Genomic DNA, 26,814 nt, shown 5'->3' with positions numbered 1-26,814 from the left:
TTCTTTCACAGATTAAAGTAAGTATCCAAGAAAGCTATGGAAAAGACATATAACCCACAATCTATCGAACAAGCTCTGTACCAGACTTGGGAAGAGAAAGGCTACTTTAAGCCACACGGTGACACATCTAAAGAATCATACAGCATCATGATCCCGCCACCGAACGTCACTGGTAGCTTACACATGGGTCACGCTTTCCAAGACACCATCATGGATACTCTGATCCGTGCTGAGCGCATGAAAGGCAAAAACACCCTTTGGCAGGTAGGTACCGACCACGCAGGTATCGCAACGCAAATGGTTGTTGAGCGCAAAATCGCTGCAGAAGAAGGCAAAACTAAGCACGATTACGGTCGTGATGCATTCATCGACAAAATCTGGGAATGGAAAGGCGAGTCTGGTGGCACGATCACTAAACAGCTTCGTCGCCTAGGCGCTTCTGTAGACTGGGATCGCGAGCGCTTTACTATGGATGACGGCCTGTCCAACGCCGTTCAAGAGGTATTTGTTCGCCTATACGAAGACGACCTCATCTACCGCGGTAAACGTCTAGTTAACTGGGATCCAAAACTACACACGGCAATCTCAGATCTAGAAGTAGAAAACAAAGACAAAAAAGGCCACATGTGGCACTTCCGCTACCCACTAGCGGATGGCGTTAAGACCGCTGAAGGCAAAGACTACATCGTTGTTGCAACCACACGTCCAGAAACCATGCTTGGTGATACTGGCGTTGCCGTCAACCCAGAAGATCCGCGCTACAAAGATCTTATTGGTAAAGAAATCCTGCTTCCTATCGTGGATCGCCGCATCCCTATCGTGGGTGACGAGCATGCCGATATGGAAAAAGGCACGGGCTGTGTGAAGATCACACCTGCACACGATTTCAATGACTACGAGGTAGGTAAACGTCATCAACTACCGATGATCAACATCCTAACCTTCGATGCCAACATCCGTGACGCCGCTGAAGTATTTAACACTAACGGTGAAGCAAGCGATGCTTACTCAACAGAGCTTCCAGCGAAATACCACGGCATGGAGCGCTTTGCTGCTCGTAAAGCTGTCGTGGCAGAATTCGAAGAGCTGGGTCTTCTTGATGAGATCAAAGATCACGACCTAACGGTTCCTTACGGTGACCGTGGTGGTGTGGTTATTGAACCAATGCTAACCGACCAATGGTACGTTCGCACTGCCCCTCTTGCTGAAACAGCAACCAAAGCCGTTGAAGACGGCGAAATCCAGTTCGTACCTAAGCAATACGAAAACATGTACTTCTCTTGGATGCGCGACATTCAAGACTGGTGTATCTCTCGTCAGCTATGGTGGGGTCACCGTATCCCGGCATGGTACGACAACGACGGCAATGTTTACGTAGGTCGCACTGAAGAAGAAGTTCGTGAGAAAAACGGTTTGGCTCCAGTTGTTGTACTGCGTCAAGACGATGACGTACTGGATACTTGGTTCTCTTCAGCGCTATGGACATTCGGTACACAAGGCTGGCCAGAAAATACAGAAGATCTAAAAACCTTCCACCCGTCAGACGTACTGGTCACCGGTTTCGACATCATCTTCTTCTGGGTTGCGCGCATGATCATGATGACCATGCACTTCTGTAAAGATGAAAACGGTAAGCCACAAGTACCATTTAAGACAGTTTACGTTACCGGCCTAATCCGTGACGAGAACGGCGACAAGATGTCGAAGTCAAAAGGTAATGTGCTTGATCCAATCGATATGATTGATGGTATCGACCTAGAGTCTCTGGTTGAGAAGCGCACTGGTAACATGATGCAGCCTCAACTAGCGAAGAAGATTGAGAAGAACACTCGTAAGACATTCGAAGATGGCATTGAACCATACGGTACTGATGCACTTCGCTTCACTCTTGCAGCAATGGCGTCTACCGGTCGTGATATCAACTGGGATATGAAGCGTCTTGAGGGTTACCGTAACTTCTGTAACAAGCTGTGGAACGCAAGCCGTTACGTACTGATGAACACTGAAGACCAAGATTGTGGCTTCGGCGCAGGTGACATCGAGTACTCACTAGCAGACAAGTGGATCGAGTCTCAGTTTGAGCTAGCAGCAAAAGAGTTTAACGCTCACCTAGACAACTACCGTCTAGACATGGCAGCGAACACTATCTATGAGTTCATCTGGAACCAATTCTGTGACTGGTACCTAGAGCTAACTAAGCCAGTTCTATGGAAAGGTAACGAAGCGCAGCAACGCGGTACACGTCGCACGCTGATCACCGTACTTGAGAAGACACTTCGTCTCGCTCACCCAGTACTGCCATACATCACTGAAACTATCTGGCAAAGCGTCAAGCCGCTAGTAGATGGTGTTGAAGGCGACACGATCATGCTTCAAGCTCTGCCTCAGTTTGAAGAAGCGAACTTCAACCAAGAAGCGCTTGATGACATCGAGTGGGTGAAAGCATTCATCACTAGCATCCGTAACCTTCGCGCAGAGTACGACATTGCACCAAGCAAAGGTCTGGATGTGATGCTGAAAGTTGCTGACGAGAAAGACGCAGCACGCCTAGAAGCAAACAAAGCGGTACTCGCTTCGCTTGCTAAACTAGAAGGCATCAAGGTACTAGCTGAAGGCGAAGAAACGCCAGCGTGTGCAACGGCACTGGTTGGTAAGTCTGAGCTAATGATTCCAATGGCGGGCCTGATCGACAAAGATGCTGAGCTGGATCGTCTAGCGAAAGAGATCGCTAAGACTCAAGGCGAGATCAAGCGTATCGAAGGTAAGCTAGGCAACGAAGGCTTCGTAGCAAAAGCACCTGAAGCGGTTGTGGCCAAAGAGCGTGAGAAGCTAGAAGGTTACAAAGAGACGCTAGTTAAGCTTGAAGAGCAAAAGCAAACTATTGCTGCGCTGTAATTAGCAAGTCTAAAAACAGAAGCCGAGAGTGGTAACACTCTCGGCTTTTTTATGTTTGAAGGACTGGGCTTACTTCAACACAGTCTCCAGAGCCTTCAAGCAAAGCGCGACGTTCTCTCTTCTAGCGCCATAACCCATCAAGCCAATACGCCATGCTTTTCCAGCGAGCGCACCAAGACCTGCACCGATCTCAAGGTTGTACTCTTCTAACAGCTGCGATCTTACCGCAGCATCATCCACGCCCTCAGGGAGATAGACAGCATTAAGCTGCGGCAGACGACTTTGCTCTTCAACCACAAAACTCAGTCCTAGGTTTTCGAGCCCTTCACGTAGCAACATATGCATATCTTGATGGCGCTGCCACGCATTTTCTAGGCCTTCGTTTTTCAAAAGCACCAAGGACTCATGAAGCGCGTAAAGGCTGTTTACTGGTGCTGTGTGGTGATAACTGCGCTTACCTTCCCCACTCCAATAACCTAACACCAAGCTCTGATCCAAGAACCAGCTCTGAACAGGCGCTTGTCGGGACTTAATCACTTCAATGGCTGCAGGAGACAGGGTGACTGGTGACAATCCAGGAACACAAGACAAACACTTCTGGCTACCTGAGTAAACGGCATCCAACTGCCACTCGTCTACCAATAGTGGAACACCACCAAGCGAGGTTACTGCATCCACAATAGATAGCATGTTGTGCTGCTTAGCAAGCGCACCTAACGCTTTAGCATCAGTCACTGCACCAGTAGAGGTCTCAGCGTGCACAAACGCAAGTATCTTCGCATCAGGATGCTCAGCTATCGCCTGTTCGACTTTCGATACCGAAACAGGTGCTCCCCACTCATCATCCACTACAATGGCTTCACCACCGCAGCGAACCACATTCTCACGCATGCGCTCACCAAACACGCCATTGCGACAGACGATAACCTTATCACCCGGCTCAACTAGGTTTACAAAGCAAGTTTCCATACCCGCACTGCCAGGGGCTGAGACCGCGATTGTGAAATCATTTTCTGTTTGGAATGCGTATTTCAATAGCACCTTCAACTCATCCATCATCCCGATAAAAAGCGGATCAAGGTGACCTATCGTAGGGCGGCTTAAAGCCTGCAACACTTGCGGATAAATATCAGATGGGCCAGGTCCCATTAGGGTTCGGTGAGGGGGCACAAAGCTTGAAATGGTCATGGGCTATTGTCCTATTAGGTTATTGTAGTTGTTGGGAAAAACATCACTTTGGACGTCAATGCGATCTACAATGGCGAAAAAACAACATTTTTGCAACATCCAACTACTCAAGTTTTTCATGTGAAATGCATAAACATCCATTGACTTTTGACACGCAAAAACGTTGAATAAACACACTATCTGTAGCCAATCGTTTTCATTGACGTTCTCGATGCTACAGCGGAAGAGGAGCACTGCCCAGGCAAGTGATTTGTGAAGCCGCAACTTCAATACAATTCACTCATGGGGAGCAGTGCCGAGATGAACTAAAATTGTCGGATTTAGTTTGTCGGTTAAATGGGCTGAATCCCTTTAACTGTCACCAAGAATTGGTGAAGAGCTTCTGAGGTCTATTCTAATATTCATATTCCTCTGCTCTATTTCTCTCTTCAAACATCGGATGTTGGGTTACCAACCATAAACTTTAACTGGAAGTCCTGGAGAATCACTGTGAGCGCATTCAATGTAGCTAAATTTGGCGGAACTAGCGTCGCCAACTTCGAAGCCATGAGCCGTTGTGCCGAAATCATCGAAAATAACCCGCAAACCAAGTTGGTAGTTAGCAGCGCTTGTTCAGGCGTGACCAACATCTTGGTTGAACTTGCAAACGGCGTTAAGGACGAGACTCGTCGTGCTGAGCTCATTAGCAAGCTTCGCGATATCCATACCGACATCATGTCAAAGCTTAATGATGTCAGCTCTATTGAAGCACGTGTAGACGCTCTGATCGAAAAGGTAGCGACGCTATCGGAAGCCGCTTGCATTGCAGCAACTCCAAAGCTTACCGACCACCTAGTGGCATGCGGTGAACGTATGTCGACACACATCCTTACTCGCCTAATGCAAGAGCGTGGTATCGATGCGGTGCGTTTTGATATTCGTGAAGCGCTTAAGACAGACAGTGATTACGGTAAAGCAGAACCAAACATCGAAGCAACCAAAGCAGCAGCTAGCGAGAAGCTGGTTCCTCTTTGCAAGCAATATGTTGTAGTTACACAGGGCTTTATCGGCTCTGATGAAGATGGCGAGACAACGACATTAGGTCGTGGTGGTAGTGATTACAGCGCGGCACTTATCGCTGAAGCCGTAGAAGCTGCAGGTCTTGAAATCTGGACCGACGTACCTGGTATCTACACAACCGACCCACGTATAGCACCAAACGCTCGTCCAATCCCAGAGATCAGCTTCAGTGAAGCCTCTGAGATGGCAAATTTCGGCGCTAAAATTCTTCACCCTTCTACACTACTGCCAGCGCTTCGCCACCAGATCCCAGTCTTTGTTGGTTCCTCAAAAGCACCACAAGAAGGTGGCACTTGGGTACGACAAACCGTAGAGAGCGCACCTCTATTCCGCGCGCTAGCTCTGCGCAATAACCAAACCATGGTCACGCTACGCAACCCTCGTATGTTCCAAGCCTATGGCTTCTTGGCAAACGTATTTACGGTGCTTGCTAAGCACAAGATTTCTGTTGACCTAGTAACGACTTCTGAAGTCAGTGTTTCTCTAACACTTGATCAAACTGATACGGGTGGCGGTGCACCAGAGCTCCCACTTGAAGCACAGCAAGAACTAGAGCAGCTTTGTACTGTTGAGGTTAAACAAGGGCTTAGCCTTGTCGCGCTTATCGGCAACCAGATGAGTGAAACCAAGGGCTCTGCTGCGGAAGTATTCGATACTCTAGACAGCTTCAATATTCGCATGATCTGCTATGGCGCTAGCCCGCATAACCTTTGCTTCCTACTCGATGAAGGCGAAGCTAAAGATGCGGTAAAAGCATTGCATGAAGACTTGTTTGAATAGGTGATAAACATTGAACAAAGGCGGTAGAAATACCGCCTTTTTTGTATCTATTGAATGGCGAATGATTGAACTTCAAAAAGCTATAGGCGTAAAAAAGCCCTAGTAATTCGACGAGGGCGCCGAGTCTAGGGCTTAGTATTTTGCAGATAGCAAAAAGCCTCGTCTTTCGACGAGGCTTCTTAATAAGTGGCGGAGTGGACGGGACTCGAACCCGCGACCCCCGGCGTGACAGGCCGGTATTCTAACCAACTGAACTACCACTCCGCAGTGGCATACTCGCTAATGCAAGTGTCCAAAATTTAAAGCCTGGCGATGTCCTACTCTCACATGGGGAAGCCCCACACTACCATCGGCGCTATTGCGTTTCACTTCTGAGTTCGGCATGGAGTCAGGTGGGTCCACAACGCTATGGTCGCCAAGCAAATTCTGTTTTGCCTTCAGATTTTCTGAAAATCTGAAAACAATAAATCTGGAAAACTGATTTAAAAGTCTAAATACACATTCAATGTTCTTACTTTGAGTCCATCAAAACCCTTTGGGTGTTGTATGGTTAAGCCTCACGGGCAATTAGTACAGGTTAGCTCAACGCCTCACAACGCTTACACACCCTGCCTATCAACGTTCTAGTCTCGAACAACCCTTTAGGACACTTAAAGTGCCAGGGAAGACTCATCTCAGGGCTCGCTTCCCGCTTAGATGCTTTCAGCGGTTATCGATTCCGAACTTAGCTACCGGGCAATGCGTCTGGCGACACAACCCGAACACCAGAGGTTCGTCCACTCCGGTCCTCTCGTACTAGGAGCAGCCCCCTTCAATCTTCCAACGCCCACGGCAGATAGGGACCGAACTGTCTCACGACGTTCTAAACCCAGCTCGCGTACCACTTTAAATGGCGAACAGCCATACCCTTGGGACCGACTTCAGCCCCAGGATGTGATGAGCCGACATCGAGGTGCCAAACACCGCCGTCGATATGAACTCTTGGGCGGTATCAGCCTGTTATCCCCGGAGTACCTTTTATCCGTTGAGCGATGGCCCTTCCATTCAGAACCACCGGATCACTATGACCTGCTTTCGCACCTGCTCGAATTGTCATTCTCGCAGTCAAGCGGGCTTATGCCATTGCACTAACCTCACGATGTCCAACCGTGATTAGCCCACCTTCGTGCTCCTCCGTTACTCTTTGGGAGGAGACCGCCCCAGTCAAACTACCCACCAGGCACTGTCCGCAGCCCCGATAAGGGGCCGACGTTAGAACATCAACACTACAAGGGTGGTATTTCAAGGACGGCTCCACTAATACTGGCGTACTAGTTTCAAAGCCTCCCACCTATCCTACACATGTAGGGTCAATGTTCAGTGCCAAGCTGTAGTAAAGGTTCACGGGGTCTTTCCGTCTAGCCGCGGGTACACTGCATCTTCACAGCGATTTCAATTTCACTGAGTCTCGGGTGGAGACAGCGTGGCCATCATTACGCCATTCGTGCAGGTCGGAACTTACCCGACAAGGAATTTCGCTACCTTAGGACCGTTATAGTTACGGCCGCCGTTTACCGGGGCTTCGATCAAGAGCTTCGACCGAAGTCTAACCCCATCAATTAACCTTCCGGCACCGGGCAGGCGTCACACCGTATACGTCATCTTACGATTTTGCACAGTGCTGTGTTTTTAATAAACAGTTGCAGCCACCTGGTATCTGCGACTCCCCATAGCTCCATCCGCAAGGGACTTCACCGCGAGGAGCGTACCTTCTCCCGAAGTTACGGTACCATTTTGCCTAGTTCCTTCACCCGAGTTCTCTCAAGCGCCTTGGTATTCTCTACCCGACCACCTGTGTCGGTTTGGGGTACGATTCCTTACAATCTGAAGCTTAGAGGCTTTTCCTGGAAGCATGGCATCAATGACTTCACTACCGTAGTAGCTCGACGTCGTGTCTCAGCCTTAAAGAGAGCCGGATTTACCTAACTCTCAAGCCTACGCACTTGAACCTGGACAACCGTCGCCAGGCCCACCTAGCCTTCTCCGTCCCCCCATCGCAATTGTAAGAAGTACGGGAATATTAACCCGTTTCCCATCGACTACGCCTTTCGGCCTCGCCTTAGGGGTCGACTCACCCTGCCCCGATTAACGTTGGACAGGAACCCTTGGTCTTCCGGCGAGGAGGTTTTTCACCCCCCTTTATCGTTACTCATGTCAGCATTCGCACTTCTGATACCTCCAGCAGACCTTACAATCCACCTTCAACGGCTTACAGAACGCTCCCCTACCCAATACATAAATGCATTGCCGCAGCTTCGGTTTATAGCTTAGCCCCGTTACATCTTCCGCGCAGGCCGACTCGACTAGTGAGCTATTACGCTTTCTTTAAATGATGGCTGCTTCTAAGCCAACATCCTAGCTGTCTAAGCCTTCCCACATCGTTTCCCACTTAGCTATAATTTGGGACCTTAGCTGGCGGTCTGGGTTGTTTCCCTCTCCACGACGGACGTTAGCACCCGCCGTGTGTCTCCCGGATAGTACTTACTGGTATTCGGAGTTTGCAAAGGGTTGGTAAGTCGGGATGACCCCCTAGCCTTAACAGTGCTCTACCCCCAGTAGTATTCGTCCGAGGCTCTACCTAAATAGATTTCGGGGAGAACCAGCTATCTCCAGGTTTGATTGGCCTTTCACCCCTAGCCACAAGTCATCCGCTAATTTTTCAACATTAGTCGGTTCGGTCCTCCAGTTGATGTTACTCAACCTTCAACCTGCCCATGGCTAGATCACCTGGTTTCGGGTCTATATCCAGAGACTGAACGCCCAGTTAAGACTCGGTTTCCCTACGGCTCCCCTAAACGGTTAACCTTGCCACTGAATATAAGTCGCTGACCCATTATACAAAAGGTACGCAGTCACGGGACAATGCCCGCTCCTACTGCTTGTACGTACACGGTTTCAGGTTCTATTTCACTCCCCTCACAGGGGTTCTTTTCGCCTTTCCCTCACGGTACTGGTTCACTATCGGTCAGTCAGTAGTATTTAGCCTTGGAGGATGGTCCCCCCCATATTCAGACAGGATATCACGTGTCCCGCCCTACTCGATTTCACTGATGATGAGATGTCGGTTACGGGGCTATCACCCTGTATCGCGGCACTTTCCAGAGCCTTCACCTGTCTCATTAAAAGCTTAAGGGCTAATCCAATTTCGCTCGCCGCTACTTTCGGAATCTCGGTTGATTTCTCTTCCTCGGGGTACTTAGATGTTTCAGTTCCCCCGGTTCGCCTCGCTGAGCTATGTATTCACTCAGCGATACCTGCTTATGCAGGTGGGTTTCCCCATTCAGGAATCTCAGACTCAAAGGTTATTACTACCTAATCTGAGCTTATCGCAAGTTATTACGCCTTTCATCGCCTCTGACTGCCAAGGCATCCACCGTGTACGCTTAGTCACTTAACCATACAACCCCAAAGAGTTTCAGATGAAACCATGAGATTGTGTATTTGCTTTCACTTTTGAAAAGTGAAGACAAACTGGTAAACAACCAAAGTTGTCTGCATTTTTATACATGTGCAGACTCGATTTTGCCGGACTCAAATTCCAAGAACACTTGAATGTGTGTTGGTACCTAATTCTCTTATATTTCAAAGAAAGTTAGGATTTGAGAACTTTTAATTGAACAACTTAATCAACAGCCTTGAGCTGTTTTGTTTTACTTTTTCAAAAGTAAAAACCAATTAAGCTATTCGTCAGCTTTCCAAATTTTTAAAGAGCTAATTACTTCGTAATGAAGTAACCATTTTTAAATATTCTCGAGAGAAAACACTTAAAGATGGTGGAGCTATGCGGGATCGAACCGCAGACCTCTTCGCTGCCAGCGAAGCGCTCTCCCAGCTGAGCTATAGCCCCATCTGGAAAAGGTTTCCTTACTCTTAACTTACAAACCTAATCAATCTGTGTGAACACTCATCGCAATAATCTATTCCTATAAGGAGGTGATCCAGCCCCAGGTTCCCCTAGGGCTACCTTGTTACGACTTCACCCCAGTCATGAACCACAAAGTGGTGAGCGTCCTCCCGAAGGTTAAACTACCCACTTCTTTTGCAGCCCACTCCCATGGTGTGACGGGCGGTGTGTACAAGGCCCGGGAACGTATTCACCGTGGCATTCTGATCCACGATTACTAGCGATTCCGACTTCATGGAGTCGAGTTGCAGACTCCAATCCGGACTACGACGCACTTTTTGGGATTCGCTCACTTTCGCAAGTTGGCCGCCCTCTGTATGCGCCATTGTAGCACGTGTGTAGCCCTACTCGTAAGGGCCATGATGACTTGACGTCGTCCCCACCTTCCTCCGGTTTATCACCGGCAGTCTCCCTGGAGTTCCCACCCGAAGTGCTGGCAAACAAGGATAAGGGTTGCGCTCGTTGCGGGACTTAACCCAACATTTCACAACACGAGCTGACGACAGCCATGCAGCACCTGTCTCTCAGTTCCCGAAGGCACAAGACTGTCTCCAGTCTCTTCTGAGGATGTCAAGAGTAGGTAAGGTTCTTCGCGTTGCATCGAATTAAACCACATGCTCCACCGCTTGTGCGGGCCCCCGTCAATTCATTTGAGTTTTAATCTTGCGACCGTACTCCCCAGGCGGTCTACTTAACGCGTTAGCTCCGAAAGCCACGGCTCAAGGCCACAACCTCCAAGTAGACATCGTTTACGGCGTGGACTACCAGGGTATCTAATCCTGTTTGCTCCCCACGCTTTCGCATCTGAGTGTCAGTATCTGTCCAGGGGGCCGCCTTCGCCACCGGTATTCCTTCAGATCTCTACGCATTTCACCGCTACACCTGAAATTCTACCCCCCTCTACAGTACTCTAGTCAGCCAGTTTCAAATGCAGTTCCGAGGTTGAGCCCCGGGCTTTCACATCTGACTTAACTAACCACCTGCATGCGCTTTACGCCCAGTAATTCCGATTAACGCTCGCACCCTCCGTATTACCGCGGCTGCTGGCACGGAGTTAGCCGGTGCTTCTTCTGCAGCTAACGTCAAACGAGCACGCTATTAACGTACCCGCCTTCCTCACTGCTGAAAGTGCTTTACAACCCGAAGGCCTTCTTCACACACGCGGCATGGCTGCATCAGGCTTGCGCCCATTGTGCAATATTCCCCACTGCTGCCTCCCGTAGGAGTCTGGACCGTGTCTCAGTTCCAGTGTGGCTGATCATCCTCTCAGACCAGCTAGGGATCGTCGCCTTGGTGAGCCATTACCTCACCAACTAGCTAATCCCACCTGGGCATATCCTGACGCGAGAGGCCCGAAGGTCCCCCTCTTTGAGCCGAAGCTATTATGCGGTATTAGCCATCGTTTCCAATGGTTATCCCCCACATCAGGGCAATTTCCCAGGCATTACTCACCCGTCCGCCGCTCGACGCCGTTAACGTTCCCCGAAGGTTCAGTTAACTCGTTTCCGCTCGACTTGCATGTGTTAGGCCTGCCGCCAGCGTTCAATCTGAGCCATGATCAAACTCTTCAATTTAAGATTTTGTTCGGCTCAATGAATACTGAACATTACATAAGTAATGTTTGAATTGACTGTGCTGAATCTTTCGATTCAATGGTCACTTCGTTTCATTGAAACCTAATTTGAAGCCGAAGCTTCTAATTTGATTATCATCAACGAGTGCCCACACAGATTGATAGGTTTATATTGTTAAAGAGCAATTCTCTAAAAAGAGAGAGCTTTCAGTACCTTAGCACTTAAGCAGGACGCGTATAATACGCTTTCTACTTTGAAAGTCAACATAAAATTCTAAGAAATTTTAGAACTCTATGGTGACTTGCTTATCAAATAAGCAAAGTCGAACCTTTTGTCTTCACTTTTCAAAAAAGTGAAAATAAATAGGAGCCTGGCGATGTCCTACTCTCACATGGGGAAGCCCCACACTACCATCGGCGCTATTGCGTTTCACTTCTGAGTTCGGCATGGAGTCAGGTGGGTCCACAACGCTATGGTCGCCAAGCAAATTCTGCTTTGGTTTTCAGCTTTTCGAAAAAGCTAAAAACCAAAATATCTGGAAAGCTGATTTTAAAAGTTCTGAACTCACATTCAATGTTCTACTTTGAGTCCATCAAAACCCTTTGGGTGTTGTATGGTTAAGCCTCACGGGCAATTAGTACAGGTTAGCTCAACGCCTCACAACGCTTACACACCCTGCCTATCAACGTTCTAGTCTCGAACAACCCTTTAGGACACTTAAAGTGCCAGGGAAGACTCATCTCAGGGCTCGCTTCCCGCTTAGATGCTTTCAGCGGTTATCGATTCCGAACTTAGCTACCGGGCAATGCGTCTGGCGACACAACCCGAACACCAGAGGTTCGTCCACTCCGGTCCTCTCGTACTAGGAGCAGCCCCCTTCAATCTTCCAACGCCCACGGCAGATAGGGACCGAACTGTCTCACGACGTTCTAAACCCAGCTCGCGTACCACTTTAAATGGCGAACAGCCATACCCTTGGGACCGACTTCAGCCCCAGGATGTGATGAGCCGACATCGAGGTGCCAAACACCGCCGTCGATATGAACTCTTGGGCGGTATCAGCCTGTTATCCCCGGAGTACCTTTTATCCGTTGAGCGATGGCCCTTCCATTCAGAACCACCGGATCACTATGACCTGCTTTCGCACCTGCTCGAATTGTCATTCTCGCAGTCAAGCGGGCTTATGCCATTGCACTAACCTCACGATGTCCAACCGTGATTAGCCCACCTTCGTGCTCCTCCGTTACTCTTTGGGAGGAGACCGCCCCAGTCAAACTACCCACCAGGCACTGTCCGCAGCCCCGATAAGGGGCCGACGTTAGAACATCAACACTACAAGGGTGGTATTTCAAGGACGGCTCCACTAATACTGGCGTACTAGTTTCAAAGCCTCCCACCTATCCTACACATGTAGGGTCAATGTTCAGTGCCAAGCTGTAGTAAAGGTTCACGGGGTCTTTCCGTCTAGCCGCGGGTACACTGCATCTTCACAGCGATTTCAATTTCACTGAGTCTCGGGTGGAGACAGCGTGGCCATCATTACGCCATTCGTGCAGGTCGGAACTTACCCGACAAGGAATTTCGCTACCTTAGGACCGTTATAGTTACGGCCGCCGTTTACCGGGGCTTCGATCAAGAGCTTCGACCGAAGTCTAACCCCATCAATTAACCTTCCGGCACCGGGCAGGCGTCACACCGTATACGTCATCTTACGATTTTGCACAGTGCTGTGTTTTTAATAAACAGTTGCAGCCACCTGGTATCTGCGACTCCCCATAGCTCCATCCGCAAGGGACTTCACCGCGAGGAGCGTACCTTCTCCCGAAGTTACGGTACCATTTTGCCTAGTTCCTTCACCCGAGTTCTCTCAAGCGCCTTGGTATTCTCTACCCGACCACCTGTGTCGGTTTGGGGTACGATTCCTTACAATCTGAAGCTTAGAGGCTTTTCCTGGAAGCATGGCATCAATGACTTCACTACCGTAGTAGCTCGACATCGTGTCTCAGCCTTAAAGAGAGCCGGATTTACCTAACTCTCAAGCCTACGCACTTGAACCTGGACAACCGTCGCCAGGCCCACCTAGCCTTCTCCGTCCCCCCATCGCAATTGTAAGAAGTACGGGAATATTAACCCGTTTCCCATCGACTACGCCTTTCGGCCTCGCCTTAGGGGTCGACTCACCCTGCCCCGATTAACGTTGGACAGGAACCCTTGGTCTTCCGGCGAGGAGGTTTTTCACCCCCTTTATCGTTACTCATGTCAGCATTCGCACTTCTGATACCTCCAGCAGACCTTACAGTCCACCTTCAACGGCTTACAGAACGCTCCCCCTACCCAATATACAAAGTATATTGCCGCAGCTTCGGTTTATAGCTTAGCCCCGTTACATCTTCCGCGCAGGCCGACTCGACTAGTGAGCTATTACGCTTTCTTTAAATGATGGCTGCTTCTAAGCCAACATCCTAGCTGTCTAAGCCTTCCCACATCGTTTCCCACTTAGCTATAATTTGGGACCTTAGCTGGCGGTCTGGGTTGTTTCCCTCTCCACGACGGACGTTAGCACCCGCCGTGTGTCTCCCGGATAGTACTTACTGGTATTCGGAGTTTGCAAAGGGTTGGTAAGTCGGGATGACCCCCTAGCCTTAACAGTGCTCTACCCCCAGTAGTATTCGTCCGAGGCTCTACCTAAATAGATTTCGGGGAGAACCAGCTATCTCCAGGTTTGATTGGCCTTTCACCCCTAGCCACAAGTCATCCGCTAATTTTTCAACATTAGTCGGTTCGGTCCTCCAGTTGATGTTACTCAACCTTCAACCTGCCCATGGCTAGATCACCTGGTTTCGGGTCTATATCCAGAGACTGAACGCCCAGTTAAGACTCGGTTTCCCTACGGCTCCCCTAAACGGTTAACCTTGCCACTGAATATAAGTCGCTGACCCATTATACAAAAGGTACGCAGTCACCCCACGAAGAGGCTCCTACTGCTTGTACGTACACGGTTTCAGGTTCTATTTCACTCCCCTCACAGGGGTTCTTTTCGCCTTTCCCTCACGGTACTGGTTCACTATCGGTCAGTCAGTAGTATTTAGCCTTGGAGGATGGTCCCCCCATATTCAGACAGGATATCACGTGTCCCGCCCTACTCGATTTCACTGATGATGAGATGTCGGTTACGGGGCTATCACCCTGTATCGCGGCACTTTCCAGAGCCTTCACCTGTCTCATTAAAAGCTTAAGGGCTAATCCAATTTCGCTCGCCGCTACTTTCGGAATCTCGGTTGATTTCTCTTCCTCGGGGTACTTAGATGTTTCAGTTCCCCCGGTTCGCCTCGCTGAGCTATGTATTCACTCAGCGATACCTACTTATGTAGGTGGGTTTCCCCATTCAGGGATCTCAGACTCAAAGGTTATTACTACCTAATCTGAGCTTATCGCAAGTTATTACGCCTTTCATCGCCTCTGACTGCCAAGGCATCCACCGTGTACGCTTAGTCACTTAACCATACAACCCCAAAGGGTCTTTGTTACGTAACCAAAGTTGTCTGCAATTTTTATACATGATGCAGACTCGATTTTGCCGGACTCAAATATGAATTACTTTCGTAATTCCCAAGAACACTTGAATGTGTGTTGGTACCTACATCTTTCGATATAGGATTTGAGAACTTTTAATAGATAACAATCAATCAAATTGTTATCTGTCAGCTTTCCAAATTTTTAAAGAGCTAATCACTTCGTAATGAAGTAACCATTTTTAAGAATTCTCGATAGAGAAAACACTTAAAGATGGTATCCCGTAGGGGAGTCGAACCCCTGTTACCGCCGTGAAAGGGCGGTGTCCTAGGCCTCTAGACGAACGGGACACGGTGTCTTAAATCTATAAACCAATCAATCTGTGTGAACACTCATCGCAATAATCTATTCGTATAAGGAGGTGATCCAGCCCCAGGTTCCCCTAGGGCTACCTTGTTACGACTTCACCCCAGTCATGAACCACAAAGTGGTGAGCGTCCTCCCGAAGGTTAAACTACCCACTTCTTTTGCAGCCCACTCCCATGGTGTGACGGGCGGTGTGTACAAGGCCCGGGAACGTATTCACCGTGGCATTCTGATCCACGATTACTAGCGATTCCGACTTCATGGAGTCGAGTTGCAGACTCCAATCCGGACTACGACGCACTTTTTGGGATTCGCTCACTTTCGCAAGTTGGCCGCCCTCTGTATGCGCCATTGTAGCACGTGTGTAGCCCTACTCGTAAGGGCCATGATGACTTGACGTCGTCCCCACCTTCCTCCGGTTTATCACCGGCAGTCTCCCTGGAGTTCCCACCCGAAGTGCTGGCAAACAAGGATAAGGGTTGCGCTCGTTGCGGGACTTAACCCAACATTTCACAACACGAGCTGACGACAGCCATGCAGCACCTGTCTCAGAGTTCCCGAAGGCACCAAAGCATCTCTGCTAAGTTCTCTGGATGTCAAGAGTAGGTAAGGTTCTTCGCGTTGCATCGAATTAAACCACATGCTCCACCGCTTGTGCGGGCCCCCGTCAATTCATTTGAGTTTTAATCTTGCGACCGTACTCCCCAGGCGGTCTACTTAACGCGTTAGCTCCGAAAGCCACGGCTCAAGGCCACAACCTCCAAGTAGACATCGTTTACGGCGTGGACTACCAGGGTATCTAATCCTGTTTGCTCCCCACGCTTTCGCATCTGAGTGTCAGTATCTGTCCAGGGGGCCGCCTTCGCCACCGGTATTCCTTCAGATCTCTACGCATTTCACCGCTACACCTGAAATTCTACCCCCCTCTACAGTACTCTAGTTAGCCAGTTTCAAATGCAGTTCCGAGGTTGAGCCCCGGGCTTTCACATCTGACTTAACTAACCACCTGCATGCGCTTTACGCCCAGTAATTCCGATTAACGCTCGCACCCTCCGTATTACCGCGGCTGCTGGCACGGAGTTAGCCGGTGCTTCTTCTGTCGCTAACGTCAAACGATGCAGCTATTAACTACACCGCCTTCCTCACGACTGAAAGTGCTTTACAACCCGAAGGCCTTCTTCACACACGCGGCATGGCTGCATCAGGCTTGCGCCCATTGTGCAATATTCCCCACTGCTGCCTCCCGTAGGAGTCTGGACCGTGTCTCAGTTCCAGTGTGGCTGATCATCCTCTCAGACCAGCTAGGGATCGTCGCCTTGGTGAGCCATTACCTCACCAACTAGCTAATCCCACCTGGGCATATCCTGACGCGAGAGGCCCGAAGGTCCCCCTCTTTGAGCCGAAGCTATTATGCGGTATTAGCCATCGTTTCCAATGGTTATCCCCCACATCAGGGCAATTTCCCAGGCATTACTCACCCGTCCGCCGCTCGACGCCGTTAACGTCCCCCGAAGGTTCAGTTAACTCGTTTCCGCTCGACTTGCATGTGTTAGGCCTGCCGCCAGCGTTCAATCTGAGCCATGATCAAACTCTTCAATTTAAGATTTTGTCGGCTCAATGAATACTGAACATTACATAAGTAATGTTTGAATTGACTGTGCTGAATCTTTCGATTCAATGGTCACTTCGTTTCATTGAAACCTAATTTGAAGCCGAAGCTTCTAATTTGATTATCATCAACGAGTGCCCACACAGATTGATAGGTCTATATTTTTAAAGAACATCTCTTCAACTGCTCGCTGCTGCGTTTCGTCTGAAGAGGCGGCTATTCTAGCGAGATGATTCTCAGTGTCAAACACTTTTTTCTAATTATTTTTGATTTTTTCAAATCTAACTAGAAGACCATCTTGTAAGCTGAATGCCTTACTGACTATCGTCTTGAACCCTTGTGGGCTCTGCCGTGTCAGTGGATGCGCATTATAGAGAACCGATTCAGCTTGGCAAGCCTTTTCTTGATAAAAAATTCAAAAATGACGTGTTTGAAGAAAAAACATACTAAGTGCCGTAAATTTGGCATTTATATAGTTAACTTTCGAACAGCCACCCATTCTCTCTCTTGCTTTTCCAAAGCACAGGATAAGGTATAAAGAGACAAGTCACTGAATAATAGTTCCTACCAGTCACCCATAAGCCGTGAGTTATAGAACTGGATAACAAACTAGTTAGCTTGCTCTTCGAAGTAATAAGAGATTCGAGCGCGCGGATTCAAATACTCTCGGATCTCTTCGGGTAGTCTCTCCGGATGTATAACCGACTCGATCTTCAAGTCTTTATTCTCTAGGGCGATGATCGGTGCCTGAAGCTTAGGTACCGTCGGGTCGTACATTAAAACGTTGGGGTTAAGAAGGCTGCCACTATTAATTGAAACAACCAGCCCCACCATGTCATTCGACAGTTTAACTACCGTGCCCGGTGGATAGACCCCCATATACTTGATAAGTATATTGAGGTTCTCATTGTTGTAATGCTGCTTACCCTTCTTATAGAGATAGGATAACGCCGTGTAGGGGATTTTTTTCTCAGTCGGATTTTGATGATGACACAGATTATCAAAAGCATTGGCTACTGAGACAATCTGTGTAATGGCATCAATTTCTTCGCCTTTCAAACCATTTGGGTACCCAGTGCCATCCAGCAGTTCGTGGTGCTGCTCTATAACGGTGATAACCTCTTCAGGTAGTGTATCAATGGCAATAGCGATGTCTTTACCATACTTAGTATGTAGCTTTAGGTAATTAGACTCTGGCTCAGTGAGTGGAGTGGCTTTACGCAGAATGGCAGATGGGATCTTGGCTTTACCGATATCATGGAACAGCGCCCCCATTGCGACCATCTTGATTGAAGCCGCATCCATTCCTTTAGCTTTGGCTATCATCATGGCTAAAATCGATACGTTCAAGCAATGAAAGTAGAGGTCTTCAAACTCAGTTTTGCTGCCCATAAGGTGCAGCGTGACATCATCTTGAGACAACAGTGACTCTACAATATCATCAACAAGCTGCTGCGCCTCTTTTGCTGCTTGTTTGGGACGACTTCTAAGTTTGGTCATAAGATTACGAATACGAGCAAGAGAGCGGTCAAACTCCTTCTCACAACGTGAGACTTTTCGGCGATAAGCAGACAATTCTTCAATACGCTTTTGTTTCTCTTGCCAAAGCATATCCGATTCCGTTTTTGCTGATTCATCGATAGGTTTTGACGAAGCTTCTTGGACCGGTAAAGGAAGCGAATCACTCAGTTCAGGCGTGACGTAAACATACTTACAGCCTAGTTGCTTGATAACTTGAACTTGCTGATCAGACTTAACCTTAAACACGTTAAAAAGGAAAGGGTGCTCATTCCATTTGAGCGGTATCTTGATATGGAGTCCGGGTTGAATTCGATCCACAGATATTTTGATACTTGCCACAACTTTACTGCAATTTGGCTGAAAAACACGCGGCAAGTTTAAAGAAGTTCGAAGCTTAGTTCATCCCTTTATCAATAAAATGTGATTCAGTGATATAACTAATAGCACTATCAATAAAAATGCCCACTGTCGATGTGGGCACTTTCACTACTGTGATTTACGATCTAGGATCGCTTGAATCCGGGGGTCTAGCTTCTTACCATGCTGACTTTCATACTCTTCGCGCTTCAAATCAACCAAGTTTTTGACCGACTGACTTGGCAGCCCTTTAGGTACCTCGGTGACTAACTTGCCCTTTTCTTGCAAGCTCATCGCCTCGCGGTAGAACTCTTTAAAGCGTTTGACGATAATCGATTGTGGCAAGCGACGTAGTTCATAGCCTTTGTTTTGCATGATCCACTTTTCAATCTGATTCTTAGGTGTCTTACTTACCACACGGTTCATGGCTTCAAGCGACTCAGATTCTGTCAACTGACTCTTGAGTAACGCTAGCTCCCCCATGATAGGTGGCCACTTTTCACCAGCTTGCAAACGCTCACGACAATGCTGAATTACACGCATTAACTCTGACTCTGTCAGACTATCTGCAAAATCCAAAAAGCGCCCCGTTGGGCGTCGACCGTAGGACTTAATCCATGTCGACTCATAAATACTCAGCAAAGTACCAAAAATGTAGTTACACCAATCGCTTGGTTGTCGCTCAGTTTCAGTGTCTGTTTGCATCACGGCGCGAGAGCCGGTTGTAACAGGACGTGACTCTACCGGGTGAGATGCTTGAGGCTTAGCGACTTGAACTTCTGTCTTTGGCGCAGACTCTGGGCGTGAAGACTGGGATTTTGCAGACTTCAAGTGTTCTAGATTACTGCTTACTCCCATTTCACGGAGCTTTTTTTCCATTGCACCAAAATCTAAATTTTTTGGCTTATTGCCCGTACTCATATCGAACCTTTTACCTCAAGAACCGCACACACGGTATCTTATCAAAAATTAGGATTCTTACCTTGCCCACGCAGGTATTCACGAAACTCTTCTGATGGGCTCACTTCACCCGACTTTTGGCTTTGCTGGAACGACTGTCGTCGTCTTTCATCCGCTTGCCTGCGTCTATCTTCGGCTTGCTTCTCATTCACTATCCAGAGTCTCAACTTATTGAGCATCTGGGTAACTGACAGAAACTCATTCGCTCGCGCTTTGTAATAGACTACAAACTTCTCCCAGAACAGATGCGGATCGGCAGCCATGCCCGAATGCAAAATGGATTGCATCGCCCACTCTGCAATCTCGTTTTCCTGCAAATCATGGGTCGAAATGTATTTAGCATTAGAGGGAGCACTAGAGCGCCGTCGACTCGGTGCAGGTCGTTCATTTTGGCTATGAGTATTTTCAAAGTACTCTTGAAAGCCACCCGACCCTTTCATCATTTCAAGCCAATCACGTAAAATGGCATCGCGTCGTACATCATTCATATTACGAACGTCTCGTTCTCGAATAAAACGCTGCCAGAGGTTATCGCGACTTGCTACCGGTACCTTATAGAGGTTCATTGGATGATACGTCCACGGTGGCGCACTAGAGGCTTGTGGTGTTGTTACCACAGGCGTCTTCGGTTGGCTATCGTGTGCCATTGACGTTTCAATTACCGGTAAGCTATTCGGCTCAGATAAAGAAAGCGTTAGGTGATGAATCTGACGAGAGCCAATTGACTCCACTCGCCCCTTCTCGAGCAATCCTTTTTGCGACAATGCAGTGAGCACATCGGCAAAACCAAACTCTCCGAGCAAACACTCTTTTGCGACATCCGCAAGCGCAACAGCTACAGAGCCGTCCTGTCCACACAAGTCAGCCAACTTCAACAACACTAACTTATGGCTCGCTTCTAGATTGGTTTGTTGCCAAGCGAGATAGGTAAATTTTGCGCTCACAGTAATTCTCCTCTCTGATAGCTAGATTCTAGCGCTTAGCCGTGGTTGAGACAAACGAAGACCGCTAAGAATAAGACATGAGAGAAACACTCTCATAAGAATGAAAAGGGTTTGTGATAGGTCCAGATACAACAAAGCCCCGACTTTCGTCGAGGCTTTGTTGTTTAAATATGGTACCGGTGGGCGGACTTGAACCGCCACGCCCGAAGGCAACGGATTTTGAATCCGTCGTGTATACCAATTTCACCACACCGGCATCTTTGGACTGACGTCCTTTGATGTTTGGCATTATACGTAAGCATTTAGATCGCGCAAGAGCAAAACGCTGAATATTCTATTGTTTGCTGCTATTTTCACCACAATGTGAAGCAATGCGATGAGCAAGGCTTTCCCCCTGGCATTGAAATCGCTATGCTGTGGCGAGTTTAAGTTATGGAAGTTTGTCTCAATGGAAACCCAATCTCTCCCACCTGCAGGATTCTTTCGCAGGCTTGGTGCGCTGTTCTACGATAGCCTAATTATTCTTGCTGTGGTCATGATGGCTGGCGGTGTTGTTGTTGCGATAATGGAAGCTCTGGTTGCTGCCGGGCTTATCTCCTACGCTCCTTATGCTGATGCCAGTGATCTTCTCGGAAACCATCCGTTTTGGAGCCCTGTGTACACCGCTTATCTCGCGTTTGTTTGGATCTACTTTATCGTATTCTTTTGGACCCGAGCAGGTCAGACGCTTGGCATGAGAGCCTGGAAGATTGAAGTGCAGAACCTTGAAGGCGGTAGAATCACTGTGACTCAAGCGCTTATTAGACTCGCGACGTCTGCTTTTGGACTATCAAACCTTGCCGTTCCTATCGACCCGCAAAAGCGTGGCTTTCACGATATTTGGGCGAAGACTAAGGTTGTGGTGTTACCCAAAGCGAAGTAACACTCTAATCGAGAATAAATAAAAAAGGTGCCATTCGGCACCTTTTTTAGTTCTGGTTTCAATGATTACGCTTTGAACGCTTTAAATGCATTGATTAGACCGTTGGTTGAGCTGTCGTGAGACGAGATTTCACTGTCGTCTGCTAGCTCAGGTAGGATTTGGTTAGCCAGTTGCTTACCAAGCTCTACACCCCATTGGTCAAAGCTGAAGATGTTCCAGATAACACCTTGTGTGAAGATCTTGTGCTCGTACATCGCGATTAGGTTACCCAGAGTACGAGGTGTGATTTGCTTCACTAGGATTGAGTTCGTTGGGCGGTTACCTTCAAAGATCTTGAATGGTACAAGATCTTTCACTTCTTCCGCACTCTTACCTGCTTTTGCAAATTCTGCTTCTACTGTCTCTTTTGACTTACCGAACGCTAGTGCTTCAGTTTGTGCAAAGAAGTTAGACATTAGCTTCTGGTGATGGTCGCTCACTTGGTTGTGAGAGATCGCAGGTGCGATGAAGTCACAAGGGATAAGCTTAGTGCCTTGGTGGATTAGCTGGTAGAACGCGTGCTGACCGTTAGTACCTGGTTCACCCCAGATGATTGGACCCGTTTGGTAGTCTACTGCGTCACCGTTACGGTCAGTAAACTTACCGTTAGACTCCATGTTGCCTTGCTGGAAGTACGCAGCAAAGCGGTGCATGTATTGGTCGTACGGTAGAATCGCTTCTGATTCAGCGCCGTGGAAGTTGTTGTACCAAATACCGATAAGAGCAAGCAGTACTGGGATGTTGCTTTCTAGATCAGTCTCAGCAAAGTGCTTATCCATCTCGTGAGCACCTGCTAGTAGCTCAACAAAGTTGTCGTAGCCAACCGCTAGGATGATAGAAAGACCGATTGCAGACCAAAGTGAGTAACGACCGCCGACCCAGTCCCAGAACTCAAACATGTTGTCTGTGTCGATACCAAACTCAGCAACAGCCGTTGCGTTAGTCGATAGCGCAGCGAAGTGCTTAGCAACGTGTGCTTCATCTGATGCAGACGCTAGGAACCAGTCACGTGCAGAGTGCGCGTTTGTCATGGTTTCTTGAGTCGTGAATGTCTTAGAAGCGACCAAGAATAGCGTTGTTTCAGGATCAACTTTCTTCAGAGTCTCTGCGATGTGAGTACCATCAACGTTAGACACGAAGTGCATGTTTAGGTGGTTTGTGTATGGCGCTAGCGCTTCAGTCACCATGTAAGGACCAAGGTCAGAGCCACCGATACCGATGTTTACAACGTCAGTAATGGCTTTGCCAGTGTAACCTTTCCAATCACCAGAGATAATGCGCTCAGAGAAGCCTTTCATCTTCTCTAGAACCGCGTTTACCGCTGGCATTACGTCTTCGCCATTCACCATGATTGGCGTGTTGCTGCGGTTACGCAGTGCAACGTGAAGAACAGAACGACCTTCCGTTTGGTTGATGGTATCGCCTGCAAACATCGCTTTGATTGCGCCTTTAAGCTCAGTCTCGTTCGCTAGAGCAAAAAGGTTCTTCATTGTTTCTTCGTTGATTAGGTTTTTTGAGTAATCAACAAGAATGTCAGAGCCGAAGCGTGTAGAGAATTTGCCAAAGCGATCAGCGTCTTGTGCAAATAGCTCTGCTAAATCCATATCTTGCGCAGATTCAAAGTGCGCTGTCAGTGCTTTCCAAGCTTCAGTTTGCGTTGGATTGATGTTTTTCAACATGGTCTCTATCCCAATTTTTAGTCGGTTTTATTCCCAATCCCCCCAAGGAAAAGGAACCCCCAGTTTAGCGAATAATAAACAGTATATTCTAAATACAGACGAGTGCCTTTGATGATCACTCGTCGTTACAATCTTGTATGTTGTTCACAAAGCCGTGGCTTTGTTTAGTAATAAATTTTCAGGCGTAATTATGAACCAGAGCGCCTGTACGCTCCTTGAGTTAGGTCACGTATCGGTTCACAATGTAAACAAATTTAGTAAACACCTTATATATGCATAGCACTATAATACAGAGGAGTGATTATGTGGCAACAAAAGACCCTTTACCTCAGCGCGAAAAAACGTGGTTTTCATCTAATTACTGATGAAATTGAACAACAATTGCCACAACTGAACGACTACTCTGTAGGTTTGCTACATCTTTTCATTCAACATACCTCAGCAAGTTTAACCCTGAATGAAAACGCCGACCCAACGGTACGCACAGATATGGAGAGCCACTTTAACCGCTACGTACCTGAAAACGCCCCTTACTACCGACATACCTATGAAGGGAGTGATGACATGCCAGCTCATATTAAGAGCTCATTGCTTGGTGCGAGTGTGTCGATTCCGATTAGCAATGGTCGATTAGCTTTAGGAACATGGCAGGGCATTTACTTGGGGGAGCATCGAGATTTTGGTGGTGAGCGTCGGGTTATTGCGACGTTGCAGGGGCAGGTTTGATAACTAGGCAGAGCTTGGTTCGCAGATCGCGGTAAGAAGATCCCCGCCTGCGCGGGGATGACGATTTAATCAGCTGTGATTCTTTGGTGTGACATATAGAGTCTAGCTTTTATCGCTATAGCTCATTTCGACACGTGAAGTCAATTTGGTCACTAGTTCATAAGCGATAGTACCGATGTGGTCTGCGACCTCTTCAGAAGGTAGTTCTTCGCCCCACAGGATGGCTTCATCACCTACTCGGTCCAAAGCATCCGGACCTAGGTCCACGGTAAGCATATCCATCGATACGCGCCCCGCGATAGGCACTTTTCTACCATTCACCAATACCGGGGTTCCATTAGGGGCCGTGCGTGGGTAGCCATCGCCATAACCGATCGCAATCACACCCACTTTGGTGTCTCGCTCGCTGGTCCAGGTGGCACCATAACCAACACTCTCACCTTTTTTCACGTCACGGACGGCAATCAGATGAGACTTTAGGGTCATCACAGGCTTAAAGCCCATATCGGCCGCTGTTTTATCTCCAAATGGAGACACACCATACATAATGATGCCTGGGCGAACCCAATCGAGCTGGCTTGATTGCCACTCTAGCAGGCCAGCAGATGCTGCCATTGAGCGTTCACCATTGCAGCCTTCGGTAAGCGAGAGAAACAGCTCAATCTGCTGTTTCGTCATTGGATTATCAAGCTCATCGGCACAGCCAAAGTGGCTCATGTAACGCAGCGGCTTTGCCACGTTATCACAGCGATGCAGACGCTCGACAAACTCTTGATATTGCTCTTCACGAACGCCGAGGCGATGCATGCCGCTGTCGACTTTAAGCCAGACAACAACGGGTCCCTCTAACTCCGCCTGCTCCAACGCATCAAGTTGCTCGTAACAATGAACCACAGTTTGAATATTGTTGGTAACTAATACGGGTAAATCGTTCGCCGAATAAAACCCTTCTAACAACAAGATAGGCTTTACAACGCCGCTCGCTCTTAGCTGCAGTGCTTCCTCAATACGCGCAACACCAAAGGCATCCGCACCCTCAGCATTCTTAGCAATATGTCTTAAGCCATGACCATAGCCATTTGCCTTAACCACAGCCATCACTTTGCTGTTTGGCGCTTTGTGCTTAATGCGCGCTAGATTATGAGCCAACGCATCTAGGTTGATATGCGCTGTCGCTGCTTTCATGTAACTCATGCCGAACCCTTACTATTCTTCATCAAACGCAGGACCGGAGTAGTTATCAAAGCGAGAGAATTGACCTTGGAACGTCAAGCGCACCGAACCGATAGGACCATTACGCTGCTTACCTATGATGATTTCCGCAATCCCCTTGAGTGCACTGTCTGGGTGGTATACCTCATCGCGGTAGATGAACATGATAAGGTCGGCATCCTGCTCGATAGAGCCCGATTCACGAAGGTCCGAGTTTACCGGACGCTTATCAGCACGCTGCTCCAAGGAACGGTTAAGCTGAGACAGCGCCACAACAGGCACATTCAACTCTTTCGCTAACGCTTTGAGAGAGCGAGAAATCTCGGCGATTTCTAGGGTACGGTTGTCAGATAAAGAGGGTACACGCATCAACTGAAGGTAGTCGACCATGATGAGGCTAAGACCGCCATGATCACGTGCAATTCGACGAGCACGCGAGCGCACCTCTGTCGGAGTCAAACCTGAACTGTCATCAATGTACATATTCTTCTTTTCCATGAGCATGCCCATGGTGGTGGAGATTTTTGCCCAATCCTCATCATCAAGCTGACCAGTACGGATCTTGGTTTGGTCAACACGAGAAAGTGAGGCGAGCATACGCATCATGATCTGTTCTGAAGGCATCTCGAGTGAGAAGATAAGTACAGGCTTGTCGCTCGACATCGCCGCATTCTCACACAGGTTCATTGCGAACGTGGTTTTACCCATAGAAGGACGCGCCGCAACGATAATCAAGTCAGAGCCTTGTAGACCGGCAGTCTTCTTGTTGAGGTCATTAAAGCCCGTGGTCACGCCCGTCACACCGTCTTGCGGTGTTTTGTAGAGGATCTCAATACGCTCTAGGGTTTTTTCTAGAATGTTATCGACGTTTTGAGGGCCTTCGTTTTCATTGGTGCGATCTTCAGCAATCTTAAAGACTTTACTCTCTGCCATGTCGAGAAGGTCTTCTGATGAGCGACCTTGAGGGTCATAGCCAGCATCAGCAATCTCATTCGCCACACCAATCAAGTTGCGCACCAAAGCACGCTCAGCCACGATATCCGCGTAGGCATTGATATTGGCTGCACTTGGCGTGTTCTTCGCCAAATCCGCTAGGTATGCAAAGCCACCCACATCATCAAGCTGCTCTCGAAGCTCTAGATGCTCGGAGAGAGTAATCAAGTCAAGAGGGTGATTCTCTTCGAGGATCGCTTGGATACCTTCAAATATCAAACGGTGCGGTCGACTATAAAAATCGCTACTGATGACTTTTTCTGCCACGGTATCCCAACGCTGGTTGTCCAGCAGCAAACCACCTAAGACCGATTGCTCCGCCTCTAAGGAGTGAGGAGGAACCTTCACTGAGTCCACTTGAGCATCTTTACTTTTTTGATTTCGGATATCCGCCATGACCTTACTCGATAACACACTAAGACCCACCATTATATACTCAAGTAAGTGTGGGCTAAAGCAAAGAAAACGCGACTAAAACGATGAATCATGAATCAAAATTTGACCTATCGCTGACGATGAACGAATATGCGACAC

At 48.3% G+C, this 26,814-nt stretch carries 11 protein-coding genes, 4 tRNA genes, 6 rRNA genes and 1 riboswitch; of the genes, 4 read left to right on the top strand and 17 right to left on the bottom strand.

Annotation, left to right across the window (positions count from 1 at the left end; translation table 11 throughout):
• Nucleotides 1-36 precede the first annotated feature (36 nt).
• Complete coding sequence (locus AC6I8U_RS01700) at nucleotides 37-2,895, top strand: valine--tRNA ligase (RefSeq protein WP_498017588.1); 2,859 nt, start codon at nucleotides 37-39, stop codon at nucleotides 2,893-2,895.
• Nucleotides 2,896-2,964: 69 nt separating this feature from the next.
• On the opposite strand, the gene AC6I8U_RS01695 is transcribed toward AC6I8U_RS01700, so the two are convergent.
• Nucleotides 2,965-4,083 (bottom strand): pyridoxal-phosphate-dependent aminotransferase family protein, encoded by a 1,119-nt coding sequence (locus tag AC6I8U_RS01695; RefSeq protein WP_498017587.1) that lies wholly within the window; start codon nucleotides 4,081-4,083, stop codon nucleotides 2,965-2,967.
• Nucleotides 4,084-4,298: 215 nt separating this feature from the next.
• Nucleotides 4,299-4,473: riboswitch (Lysine riboswitch) on the top strand.
• A 99-nt stretch (nucleotides 4,474-4,572) separates the two neighbouring features.
• Here AC6I8U_RS01695 and lysC point away from each other — a divergent pair.
• On the top strand, nucleotides 4,573-5,922 hold the full coding sequence (gene lysC, locus AC6I8U_RS01690; RefSeq protein WP_498017586.1) for a lysine-sensitive aspartokinase 3: 1,350 nt from the start codon (nucleotides 4,573-4,575) through the stop codon (nucleotides 5,920-5,922).
• Nucleotides 5,923-6,109: 187 nt separating this feature from the next.
• On the opposite strand, the gene AC6I8U_RS01685 is transcribed toward lysC, so the two are convergent.
• The 13 genes from AC6I8U_RS01685 to AC6I8U_RS01625 form a co-directional block, all read right to left on the bottom strand.
• Nucleotides 6,110-6,186 (bottom strand) — tRNA-Asp (locus AC6I8U_RS01685).
• 40 nt (nucleotides 6,187-6,226) lie between these two features.
• Nucleotides 6,227-6,342: ribosomal RNA gene (gene rrf, locus AC6I8U_RS01680) — 5S ribosomal RNA — on the bottom strand.
• A gap of 126 nt (nucleotides 6,343-6,468) precedes the next feature.
• Nucleotides 6,469-9,358 (bottom strand): 23S ribosomal RNA (locus AC6I8U_RS01675).
• A gap of 374 nt (nucleotides 9,359-9,732) precedes the next feature.
• Nucleotides 9,733-9,808, bottom strand: a tRNA-Ala gene (locus tag AC6I8U_RS01670).
• Between the two features lie 79 nt (nucleotides 9,809-9,887).
• Nucleotides 9,888-11,439: ribosomal RNA gene (locus AC6I8U_RS01665) — 16S ribosomal RNA — on the bottom strand.
• 368 nt (nucleotides 11,440-11,807) lie between these two features.
• A 5S ribosomal RNA gene (gene rrf, locus AC6I8U_RS01660) occupies nucleotides 11,808-11,923 on the bottom strand.
• A 129-nt stretch (nucleotides 11,924-12,052) separates the two neighbouring features.
• Nucleotides 12,053-14,941, bottom strand: a 23S ribosomal RNA gene (locus AC6I8U_RS01655).
• Between the two features lie 285 nt (nucleotides 14,942-15,226).
• A tRNA-Glu gene (locus AC6I8U_RS01650) sits at nucleotides 15,227-15,302 on the bottom strand.
• 64 nt (nucleotides 15,303-15,366) lie between these two features.
• Nucleotides 15,367-16,918 (bottom strand): 16S ribosomal RNA (locus AC6I8U_RS01645).
• Together the 16S, 23S and 5S rRNA genes with 3 tRNA genes alongside form the textbook arrangement of a ribosomal RNA operon.
• Before the next feature lie 618 nt (nucleotides 16,919-17,536).
• Nucleotides 17,537-18,787, bottom strand: a complete 1,251-nt coding sequence (locus AC6I8U_RS01640) for an HD-GYP domain-containing protein (RefSeq protein ID WP_498017585.1) — start codon at nucleotides 18,785-18,787, stop codon at nucleotides 17,537-17,539.
• A gap of 147 nt (nucleotides 18,788-18,934) precedes the next feature.
• On the bottom strand, nucleotides 18,935-19,663 hold the full coding sequence (locus AC6I8U_RS01635) for a hypothetical protein (protein ID WP_419153432.1): 729 nt from the start codon (nucleotides 19,661-19,663) through the stop codon (nucleotides 18,935-18,937).
• Between the two features lie 104 nt (nucleotides 19,664-19,767).
• Nucleotides 19,768-20,709, bottom strand: a complete 942-nt coding sequence (locus AC6I8U_RS01630; RefSeq protein WP_498017584.1) for a hypothetical protein — start codon at nucleotides 20,707-20,709, stop codon at nucleotides 19,768-19,770.
• Nucleotides 20,710-20,880: 171 nt separating this feature from the next.
• Nucleotides 20,881-20,965 (bottom strand) — tRNA-Leu (locus tag AC6I8U_RS01625).
• Nucleotides 20,966-21,157: 192 nt separating this feature from the next.
• Between AC6I8U_RS01625 and AC6I8U_RS01620 the strand changes: the two genes are divergently transcribed.
• The gene (locus AC6I8U_RS01620) at nucleotides 21,158-21,631 is read left to right on the top strand and encodes an RDD family protein (RefSeq protein ID WP_498017583.1); all 474 of its coding nucleotides are present in this window, start codon (nucleotides 21,158-21,160) and stop codon (nucleotides 21,629-21,631) included.
• 65 nt (nucleotides 21,632-21,696) lie between these two features.
• Here AC6I8U_RS01620 and pgi read toward each other — a convergent pair whose 3' ends face one another.
• A complete protein-coding gene (pgi, locus tag AC6I8U_RS01615) occupies nucleotides 21,697-23,349 on the bottom strand; it encodes a glucose-6-phosphate isomerase (protein WP_394153333.1) in 1,653 nt (550 codons plus the stop codon).
• 303 nt (nucleotides 23,350-23,652) lie between these two features.
• Here pgi and AC6I8U_RS01610 point away from each other — a divergent pair, with 303 nt between their 5' ends.
• Nucleotides 23,653-24,075, top strand: coding sequence for a secondary thiamine-phosphate synthase enzyme YjbQ (locus AC6I8U_RS01610; RefSeq protein WP_498017582.1), 423 nt, complete (start codon nucleotides 23,653-23,655; stop codon nucleotides 24,073-24,075).
• 102 nt (nucleotides 24,076-24,177) lie between these two features.
• On the opposite strand, the gene alr is transcribed toward AC6I8U_RS01610, so the two are convergent.
• Nucleotides 24,178-25,269 (bottom strand): alanine racemase, encoded by a 1,092-nt coding sequence (gene alr / locus AC6I8U_RS01605; protein ID WP_498017581.1) that lies wholly within the window; start codon nucleotides 25,267-25,269, stop codon nucleotides 24,178-24,180.
• Nucleotides 25,270-25,281: 12 nt separating this feature from the next.
• Nucleotides 25,282-26,676 carry a replicative DNA helicase gene (locus tag AC6I8U_RS01600; protein ID WP_156111084.1) on the bottom strand — a complete coding sequence of 465 codons (1,395 nt, stop codon included), beginning with the start codon at nucleotides 26,674-26,676 and terminating at the stop codon, nucleotides 25,282-25,284.
• Nucleotides 26,677-26,814: the final 138 nt, after the last annotated feature.

The sequence above is a fragment of the Vibrio sp. KUL80 genome (assembly GCF_059725495.1).
The sequence above is the reverse complement of the archived record's forward strand: the minus strand, read 5'-3'. Positions and strand labels throughout refer to the sequence as shown.

Bases quoted from the DNA above. Each gene is read 5' to 3' on its own strand.
- AC6I8U_RS01700 (WP_498017588.1), top strand. From the start codon at position 37: ATGGAAAAGACATATAACCCACAATCTATCGAACAAGCTCTGTACCAG.
- AC6I8U_RS01695 (WP_498017587.1), bottom strand. From the start codon at position 4,083: ATGACCATTTCAAGCTTTGTGCCCCCTCACCGAACCCTAATGGGACCT.
- AC6I8U_RS01635 (WP_419153432.1), bottom strand. From the start codon at position 19,663: ATGGGAGTAAGCAGTAATCTAGAACACTTGAAGTCTGCAAAATCCCAG.
- AC6I8U_RS01620 (WP_498017583.1), top strand. From the start codon at position 21,158: ATGGAAACCCAATCTCTCCCACCTGCAGGATTCTTTCGCAGGCTTGGT.
- pgi (WP_394153333.1), bottom strand. From the start codon at position 23,349: ATGTTGAAAAACATCAATCCAACGCAAACTGAAGCTTGGAAAGCACTG.
- AC6I8U_RS01610 (WP_498017582.1), top strand. From the start codon at position 23,653: ATGTGGCAACAAAAGACCCTTTACCTCAGCGCGAAAAAACGTGGTTTT.
- alr (WP_498017581.1), bottom strand. From the start codon at position 25,269: ATGAGTTACATGAAAGCAGCGACAGCGCATATCAACCTAGATGCGTTG.
- AC6I8U_RS01600 (WP_156111084.1), bottom strand. From the start codon at position 26,676: ATGGCGGATATCCGAAATCAAAAAAGTAAAGATGCTCAAGTGGACTCA.